Annotated in this window: 7 protein-coding genes; 2 read left to right on the plus strand and 5 right to left on the minus strand. The window is 73.1% G+C overall.

All coding sequences use genetic code 11. From position 1 onward, the window contains the following. From ABZ801_RS41495 to ABZ801_RS41505, 3 genes are all read right to left on the minus strand, one after another. Positions 1-1,292, minus strand: a 1,292-nt coding sequence (locus ABZ801_RS41495) for an FAD-dependent monooxygenase (protein WP_360709446.1), incomplete at its 3' end; no start/stop codon positions are given. Between the two features lie 111 nt (positions 1,293-1,403). Beyond that, positions 1,404-2,144, minus strand: a complete 741-nt coding sequence (locus ABZ801_RS41500) for a GntR family transcriptional regulator (RefSeq protein ID WP_360709449.1) — start codon at positions 2,142-2,144, stop codon at positions 1,404-1,406. Between the two features lie 77 nt (positions 2,145-2,221). Beyond that, positions 2,222-3,157: an aldo/keto reductase gene (locus tag ABZ801_RS41505; protein WP_360709451.1), complete on the minus strand. Its 936-nt coding sequence runs from the start codon at positions 3,155-3,157 to the stop codon at positions 2,222-2,224. Positions 3,158-3,324: 167 nt separating this feature from the next. Here ABZ801_RS41505 and ABZ801_RS41510 point away from each other — a divergent pair, with 167 nt between their 5' ends. After that, the gene (locus ABZ801_RS41510; protein ID WP_360709453.1) at positions 3,325-4,470 is read left to right on the plus strand and encodes an FAD-dependent monooxygenase; all 1,146 of its coding nucleotides are present in this window, start codon (positions 3,325-3,327) and stop codon (positions 4,468-4,470) included. A gap of 26 nt (positions 4,471-4,496) precedes the next feature. Here ABZ801_RS41510 and ABZ801_RS41515 read toward each other — a convergent pair whose 3' ends face one another. Continuing rightward, a complete protein-coding gene (locus ABZ801_RS41515; protein WP_360709456.1) occupies positions 4,497-6,023 on the minus strand; it encodes a hypothetical protein in 1,527 nt (508 codons plus the stop codon). Between the two features lie 306 nt (positions 6,024-6,329). Further along, complete coding sequence (gene murA / locus ABZ801_RS41520; protein WP_344959712.1) at positions 6,330-7,631, minus strand: UDP-N-acetylglucosamine 1-carboxyvinyltransferase; 1,302 nt, start codon at positions 7,629-7,631, stop codon at positions 6,330-6,332. A 350-nt stretch (positions 7,632-7,981) separates the two neighbouring features. Between murA and ABZ801_RS41525 the strand changes: the two genes are divergently transcribed. Continuing rightward, entirely contained in the window at positions 7,982-8,683 is a 702-nt protein-coding gene (locus ABZ801_RS41525) for a class I SAM-dependent methyltransferase (RefSeq protein WP_360709459.1), read from the plus strand. The last annotated feature ends 323 nt before the right edge of the window (positions 8,684-9,006 follow it).

Below are 9,006 nucleotides of genomic sequence, written 5' to 3' on the forward strand. Positions count from 1 at the left end.
GATGGGTGGCACCGGAAGTCCCACTGGAACGCGGCTGGACACGGCATCTGACCGGGGACGAGCGTGCGCTCGCCGACTCCTGGCTCGACTTCCATGTCGGGCGCGCGGCGGCCGGTCAGCCGGTGCGCGCCGTGCGGCGCCGGATACGCCACGCCGATGCCCGACAGCGCCAGCGCCAGCCGCCGCGCGACCGGCCCGAACCGGGTGGCGGCGCCGACGGCGACGGTGCGGGCGGCACGCAGCGCGGGCGCCTCGGTCAGCGCCAGCCGCAGCAGCGCGCCGCTGCCGCGCAGCACCGCGCGGCCGACCGGGTGGCGCTCGTCGTGGTAGGTGTCCAGCAGCCCGGGCGGCGCCCAGCCCTTCAGCTCGGCGGCCAGCTTCCACCCGAGGTTGGCGGCGTCCTGCATGCCGGTGTTCATGCCCTGCCCGCCCGCCGGGGAGTGGACGTGCGCGGCGTCCCCGGCCAGGAACACCCGTCCCACCCGGTAGCTCGGCACCTGCCGTTCGTCGCTGTGGAAGCGGGACGTCCAGCGCGGGTCGCGCATGCCGTGGTCGGTGCCGAGCGCCCGCCGCGTCGTCGCGCGCAGCTCGTCGAAGTCGACCGGTTCGGAGTCGGGCGGCTGGCGGTGCCGGTCCCAGGCGATCACCCGGTACCAGCCGTCGCCGAACGGCGCCAGGAACGCGAACGCGTCGCCGACCGCGCCCACCGACAGCACCTCCCTCGGCGGGTCGGCCAGGCGCACGTCGGCCAGCATCACCGACCGCACGACCGAGCGTCCGGGGAACGGCAGCGCGAGGGCGCGGCGCACGGTGCTGCGCACCCCGTCGCAGCCGACCGCGTAGGCGGCGCGGCGGGTGTGGGCGCCGCCCGCGGTGCTGACGACCAGGTCGACGCCGTCCGGGTCCTGCCGGACGTCCACCACCTCGGCGCCCTCGACGATCTCGGCCCCGGCGGCGCGGGCCCGCTCGGCCAGCACCCGCTCGGTCTCGTACTGCGGGGTGACCAGCACGAACGGGAACCGGCCGGGCAGCCCGGACAGGTCCAGCGCGGCGGACCCGAACAGCGCCAGGTGGCCGACCCGGGTGCCGGTGGCCAGCAGTTCGTCGGCCACGCCGCGCGCGTCCAGCAGCTCCAGCGTGCGCGCGTGCACGGCGAACGCCCGGGTCAGCGGCGACTCCCCGGCCCGGCGCTCCAGCACCGTGCAGCCGATTCCGGCCGCGGCCAGGTCGCCGGCCAGCATCAGGCCGGTCGGCCCCGCCCCCACGATCACCACGTCCCTGGTGGCAGGCATCGCGCCCCCTCCGGTCCAGATCGTCGGACTGTGCCTGCGGCCATTCCCGGCGCCGCGGGGGCTACGCACATCCCGGCCGCATTTGTCGGGCCGGTCGCCCGGCGTGCGGGGTCAGCCGAGCCCGGCGCGGTGCGGGGACTCCAGGCCCAGGTGGATGCGGTACCGGTCGGCGCGGTAGGTGGTGAGGGCGACCTCGACGCACGCGCCCCGGCTGAACGTGCGCTGCTGCACCAGGAACACCGGGCTGCCCGGCTCGACGTCCAGCAGCGCCGCCTCCCGCTCCCCGGCCGGAACGGCCTCGATGGTCTGCTCGCCGGCGTCCAGGACGATCCCGTACTCCTCCTCCAGCACCCGGTAGAGCGAGGCGTCCGCCGGGCGGCGCTCCAGCAGGCCGGGCGCGCGGGCGGCCAGGATGTGCGAGCGTTCCACCGCCATCGGCTCGCCGTCGGCCAGCCGCAGCCGTTCCAGGACGTGCACCTCGGCGCCGCGGTCGGCGCCGAACAGCCGGGCCAGGCGCGCATCGGCCTCGACGGTGCTCCCGGTCAGGTCGACCGAGCCGGGCCGCATGCCGCGGGCGCGCATGTCCTCGGTGAACGACACCAGTTCCTTGGGCATCTGCACCTTCGGCCGGGCCACGAACGTGCCCTTGCCGGGGATGCGGCGCAGCCGGTCCTCGGCCACCAGCTGGTCGACCGCCTGCCGCACCGTCATCCGCGACACCCCGAACCGGCGGCACAGCTCGCGTTCGGACGGCACCGGCGCGTCGACCGGCAGCCGCTCCTCCTCGATCATCTCGAGCAGGATGGCCCGAAGCTGGAGGTACTTCGGAAGCGGCGCCGACGGATCGATCACACCCCATTCTTATCCGATCCGCGGCCCGCGCCCGCCGTCCGGCCGGGGCGTCGCGGCGCCCCGGCCGGGCGCGCCGGTCAGGACGAGGCGCGGTCGAGCAGCGCGAGCTGCTCGGCGGTGAGCGTCACGTCCGCGACGGCCATCAGCGGCGCGAGCTGCTCGACGGTGCGGGCGCTGGCGATGGGCATGGCGACCGTGGGCTGGGCCGCCAGCCAGGCCAGCGCCACCGTGGCCGGCTCGACGCCCTGTTCCCCGGCGACCCGGTCGAGCGCCTCCAGCACCCGCGGGCCGCGTTCGCTCTCCAGGTACCGGCGCGCCCGGGGCGCCCGCACGCTGTCCACGGTCGTGCCCGGACGGTACTTGCCGGTCAGGAACCCGGAGGCCAGCGCGTAGTAGGGCAGCGCGGACAGGCCGTTGCGCTTGGCGACGTCCGCGAGCGCGCCCTCGTAGGTGCCGCGCGACATGAGGTTGTACTCGGGCTGGACGGCCTCGAATCGGGCGAGCCCGTCGCGTTCGGACGCGGCCAGCGCCTCGGCGAGCCGGTCGGCGCCGATGTTGGACGCCCCGATGTACCGGACCTTGCCCGCGCGCACCAGTTCGTCCAGCGCGCCGAGGATCTCCTCGACGGGCCGGTCGGGTTCGTCCCGGTGGATGTAGTAGAGATCGATGTGGTCGGTCCGCAGCCGACGCAGCGACGCCTCGGCCGCGGCCCTGATCGTGCTCGGCGCCAGGCCCCGGTGGTCGGGATGCGAGCCGACCTTGGTGGCGATCACCACGTCGTCGCGCCGCCCGCGCCGCGCGAGCCACTGGCCGATGATGGTCTCCGACTCTCCCCCGGTGTGGCCGTCCACCCACGCCGAGTACACGTCCGCGGTGTCGATGAAGTCGCCGCCGCCCGCGGTGTAGGCGTCCAGGACGGCGAACGAGCCGTCGCGGTCCGCGCTCCACCCGAAGACGTTGCCCCCCAGGCAGAACGGGCCGACGTGCAGATCCGTGTGTCCTATGCGTGCCATGTCCTGGATGAACCGGCCGGCCCTGGCCGGCATTCCGGGTGCACCGCAATGTGCGGGCCCCGATCCGGCCAGGACGTCCCCTTGACCGCGGCCCGCGTCCGATCTCATACTGAACTCTCATTCAGTGAATATAAATTCGGCGAATCAAGATTCGGAGAGGCGGGACGATGCGGGTGATCGTGGCGGGAGGCGGAGTGGCCGGGGCGGCGAGCGCGATCGCGCTGCGCCGGATCGGCGCGGAGGTGACGGTGTACGAGGCCTACCCCGACCCGGCGGGGCCGGTCGGCTCGTTCGTCAGCCTGGCCCGCAACGGGCTGCGGGCGCTGGAGACGCTCGGCTGCGCCGGCGCCGTCCGGCGGGCGGGCTTCGAGGTCGACCGGCAGCGGATGTGGTCGGCGTCGGGACGGCTGCTCGGCGACATGCCGCGCGGCCGCCCGTCCGGCGATCCGGTCCGCAGCGTGACGCTGATGCGCGGACGGCTGGTGGAGGAACTGCGCGCCGCGGCACAGCGCTCCGGAGCCCGCGTCGTCACCGGCGAACGGCTCGCCGACACGGCCACCGTGCCCGGCGGCGTGCGGGCGACGTTCGCCGGCGGCCGCACCGCCGAGGCTGACCTGCTGGTCGGCGCCGACGGCATCTGGTCGGCGACCCGCCGCCTCCTCGACCCCGCCGCGCCCGAACCCGCCTACGCGGGCTTCTACAGCGCCTCGGGGATCTCGGCGGGCGTCCCCGGCATCGCCCCGGGGACGTTCAACATGACCTTCGGGCGCAACGGCGCGTTCATCCACATCGCGGTGCCCGACGGCACCGTCTGGTGGGCGGCGCAGGTCAGCGACCCGACGCCGCCGGACCTGGACGCGGTCGACCTGGACGCCGTCGCGCGGCTGTACCGGCACGAGGAGACCCCCGCCGCCGTCCTGCGGGCGACGACCACCTGGCTTCGGCCGACCCTCAACCACGTCCTGGCGCGGGTCCCGGTGTGGCACGACGACCGGACGGTGCTGGTGGGCGACGCCGGGCACCCCGTGGGCTCCGGTCAGGGCGCGTCGATGGCGCTGGAGGACGCCGTGGTGCTGGCGACCGCGCTGCACACCGCCGGATCCGTGCCGCGCGCCCTGGCCGAGTACGAGGCCCGGCGACGCGCGCGCATCGCCAGGATGGTCAAGGCCGCCGGCGCCAACCGCGACGCGAAGACGGCCGGCCCGATCGGCCGCCGTGTCCGGAGCCTCGTCATGCCGCTGGTGTTCCGGTACGGCTACGAGCGAGCCACCGCCTGGCTCTACACCCAGGCCCCCGGCCCTCTCCCCGTGTGAGGTCCGCCGGGCACGCCGCCGGGGCGTCACCCGGCGGCAGGCGCGGCGACCTCCTCGATGCCGAGGCAGGAGCGGAACATCGGATGCACCTGGAACCGCTTGGCCGCGGCGAGGTTGAGGTACCGCGCCTGGTGGGCGCCGAGGAAAACGCCGCCGCCCGTCCGGTCCGACGCGCTCCTCGTGCCGCCCTCGGCCGTCAGGAACCCCACCTGCCACAGGACCTCGATGAGGGAGTCGGGGTCGCGGTCGTACAGCCAGGACTCGGTGTCGCGGGTGCGGATCTCGCCGGTCGCCAGCTCCAGGCAGAGCATCTCCAGGTCGTCGCGCGCGAAGGTGGGCCCGCGCCCGCGGAACACCTCGAACACGCTCATCAGCCCCGGGTACTGGTAGCGGTACTCGGCGGCGATGTCACGGGCGCGCTCGGAGGAGTAGCCCGGCTCGGCCCGCGCGACGGCCGCCAGCGGCATCGGCAGGTCCATGCCGCGGCCGAGGGCCGCCCGCTGCGCCTCGGTGCAGAACTGGATGATCTCCCGCGGCCGGTACAGCGTTCGCTCCGCCATGTACCTGAACGACCCCGCCCGCGGCCCGCCCGGCTCGCCGGCGAACACCGCCGACCAGCACGACTCGTCGGTCAGCCGGTCCAGGGCCTCGGCGTCGTAGCCGCGTTCCCGCGCCGAGTGCCGGATCCGCTTGGCGATCAGCTCCAGCAGCGACTCCTCGGTCCACTGGATGCGCTCCAGCAGGTCGCGGTGCTTCTGCGCGTCGTCGTACAGGGCCGGGATGTCGTCGTACATCTCCTGCCGCAGCGAGACGTAGACCCGCAGGTTCGGATGCAGCTCGTTGATCGACACGCACGCCTGGAACAGCCCCGCCACGAACGCCTGGGCGTCCTCGGAGGAGTCCCAGCCGCGGTCGAGCTCGTCGACGAACACCGACACGCGGCGCCGGCTCAGCACGTTGCGCAGCGACGGCAGCAGGTCGTGGATCTCCTCCAGCTTGTAGAGGCGGTCCAGCTCACGGGTGCGTATCCCGGCCTCCAGCGGGCCGAGCTTCACCCCCTCCAGCCGTTTCAGGTACGACACCAGCAGCGACATCGGCCCCAGCTGCCCGGTGGCGTAGTTGTCGCGGATGAAACGGTGGATGTCGGCGCCGCCGTTCCTGGTCAGCCGCATTCCCTTGCGGGCTATCTCCTTCATGACCAGGACGTAGATGAGGTATTTCCACGCCGCCGCGTAGGCGCCCTGCTTCGCCCACGACCCCTTGCGCTCGGCCGCCAGCGTCTGGCTGAGCAGCTCGTAGGAATAGTCGTCGGGCGACAGTTCGATGACGTTGTTTCCGGCGATCCGCTCCTGCCGGGCCAGCATCTGGAAGATGGCGCTCTTCCCGGCCCCCCGGTTGCCCAGCACGATCGTCTTGGCGCCGGACTGGACGCGCTGGTAGGCCGCGGACTCCACGAAGCATTTCTCCAGACCCCGGCCGATGTCACGTTCCGCCGAGGGGGTGCCGAAGTCCAGATGTTCCAGAATCCTCGACGACAGCTTCAGCCGTGCCATGAGACCTCCGCGCGCTGGTGTCCCAGGCCTGATTCTCCGTTCGCGCTGGGTGCACAGCAACCCACCGTCCGCGCCCACGGAAAAGCGTCACCGGCCCGCACCCCGCCGCCGCCACCGATCCGCCGTCGAACGATTCCCCGGACGCCCGCATCACGCCACGCCCACGACGTTCAACGATCGAAAACACCCCGCCGGGCTTCGCGGCGGGGGGGGGGACGGGCCGCGTCCGCCCCCGCCGCGAGCCGGGCGTCGCGGCTCACGCCCCGGCGCGCGGCGGACGCCGCCCGCCGGGCGCATGGGCGGAGGTCAACGAGGACGCAGGTTGAGGCCCAGGGCGCGGAACTGCTCGACCGGCCGGTGGTAGCCGCGTTCGATGTGGTGGACGCCGCGCAGCCTGGAGGGTCCCTCGGCGACGGCCGCCGCCAGCACGGCCGAGAACCCCGCGCGGATGTCCGGCATCGTCACCTCACCGCCGCGCAGCTTGGACACCCCGCGCACGACCGCCGAGTGCAGCGCCGCCGTGTCGTGGTACCGGCACGCGGGTCCGCCCAGGCAGGTGTCGTACACCTCGATCTCCGCGCCCATGCTCTGCAGCGCCGGCACGTACGCCAGGCGGTTCTCGTACACCGTCTCGTGCAGCACCGACATCCCGTCGGCCTGGGTGAACAGCACCATCAGCGGCGTCTGCCAGTCGGTGGCGAACCCGGGATGGGTGTCGGTCTGCACGGCCGCGGGCCGCAGCCCGTCCGGCGCCGACGCCATGATCCACTCGTCGGTGATCTCGAACCGGGCGCCCATCCGGTCCAGCGTGGTGATCGCGGTGACCAGCCGGTCCTGCGGACAGCCGTGCACCCGCACCTCGCCCCGCGTGACCAGCCCGGCGACCAGGTAGGAGAACGCCTCGATCCGGTCGCCCGCCAGCCGCGTCCGCGCCCCGCCCAGCCGCGGCACGCCCTCCACCTCGATGCGCCGATCGGGGGCGAACGCGATCCGCGCCCCCATCCGCTGCAGGAACAGCGCCAGCTCGATGATCTCCGGCTCGGTGGCGGCGCCCCGGATCACCGTCTTGCCCTCGGCGCGCACGGCGGCCAGCAGCACCGTCTCGGTGGCGCCGACGCTCGGATAGGGCAGGTCGATCCGCGTCCCCACCAGCCGTGTGGCGTTGGCGTGGATCCCGTCCTCGGCGACCTCCACATGGGCGCCGAACGCCCGCAGCGCCTCCACGTGGAAGTCGATGGGCCGGCGCCCGATCGGATCGCCCCCCACCAACGGCACGAACGCCTCGCCCGCCAGGTGCAGCAGCGGGCCGAGCATCAGGATCGGGATGCGGTTCAACCCGGTGAACGCCTTCGGCACCCCCGGATCGGCCACCGCCCCGGGCACCACGGTGATCTCGTCACCGGACCGCTCCACCGCCATGCCCAGGTGCTCCAGCATCGCCGCGGTGATCTCCACCTCCCCCACCTCGGGGGCGTTGCCGATGGTGCTGGGCCCGTCCCCCAGCATCGCCGCCACCATGTGCTTGCTGACCGCGTTCTTCGCCCCGCGCACCGTCACGTCCCCGCGCAACGGCCCGGACGGTTCGATCTCCCACACCTTTTCAGTCACCTGAGCAGACTATGACCCGCACCCGCGCACACCAACCGCACCGAAACCCGCCCGCCCACTCGCGTCGCGCCCCCGCAACCCCACGGGCCCCGTCTCCGGGGACGCCCGCACACCGCTCTCCGGCGCATCCGGCCACCGCGATGATGCGGCCTGCCGTCCCACACAGCCGGCGGCCACGGCCATGCCCTTGCACCGATCGCTCGCGAGCTCGCAAGAGTGCACCAGACCTGGAGAACGGCTCGGCGGGGGGCGGCCGCCGGATGAACTCGCACGGTAACGTCCGGATGCCGGCCGCCCGGCCGTGTGATATTCGATCGCGCCCGTTGCGGGCGAACCGGAATAATGCTCGGGTGCTGAGCTTCGCAGACTTCGACACGCGCGGTTACCGGATGGTGGACGTCCGGACCGGTTATGGGCAGTGGGTGACGACATACGAGGACACGGTCGAGGACGCGATGGACATCGCGCTCCTGGAGGACCTGACCGAGCCGTCCTGGGAGACCGTGCGCCGCGCCGTGGACCTGGGCTGCGGCACCGGCCGCACCGCCGCGTGGCTGCGCCGCAACGGCGTCTCCTCGATCGACGGCGTCGACCTGACGCCCGAGATGCTGGCCGTCGCGCGGTCCCGGAAGGTGCATGACCGCCTCCACGAGGCCGACGTCACCGACACGGGTCTTGAGGACGGCGCGTACGACCTGGTCATCGCGTCGCTCATCGACGAGCACCTGCCCGACTTGAGCCCGCTGTACGCGGAGGCGTGGCGGGTCGCCGAGCCGGGCGCGCTGTTCGTGATCGTGGCCTTCCACCCGCACTTCATCATGACGACCGGAATGCCCACCCACTTCACCAGCGCCTCGGGTGAGCCCATCGCCATCGCGACCCACGTCCACCTGTTCAGCGACCACGTCATGGCGGGGGTCCGGGCCGGGTGGACGCTGGCGGAGATGCGCGAGGGCACCGTCGACGACCGTTGGATCGCCCTCAAGCCCAAGTGGGAACGGTTCCGCAACCACCCTGTCTCCGCCGCCCTGGTCTGGCGCAAGTCCGGCTGACTTGACCGTTTGTCTCTGGAGCGGCCTGGTGGAGCCTAGGACACGGCGGCCAGGCGGTAATGGATGAAGCCTGCCTGCCTATATCCGGTCGGGCAGGTCGGCCTGGTAGTGGATGCGAGTCGAGCCGGAGCGCATCCTGGGCCATGGACGGGCCGCGTCAGCGCAGGCCGCTAACTTAGACAGGTGATTTGAAAACAACTGCCGGAAATGCGGAAGGCCCCCGCCGTGACGGCGGGGGCCTTCCAGAAGAGAATGTCCGGCGGCGTCCTACTCTCCCACACAGTCTCCCATGCAGTACCATCGGCGCTGAAGAGCTTAACTAC

The sequence above is a fragment of the Actinomadura sp. NPDC047616 genome, from assembly GCF_040642915.1.
Lineage (GTDB): Bacteria > Actinomycetota > Actinomycetes > Streptosporangiales > Streptosporangiaceae > Spirillospora > Spirillospora miaoliensis.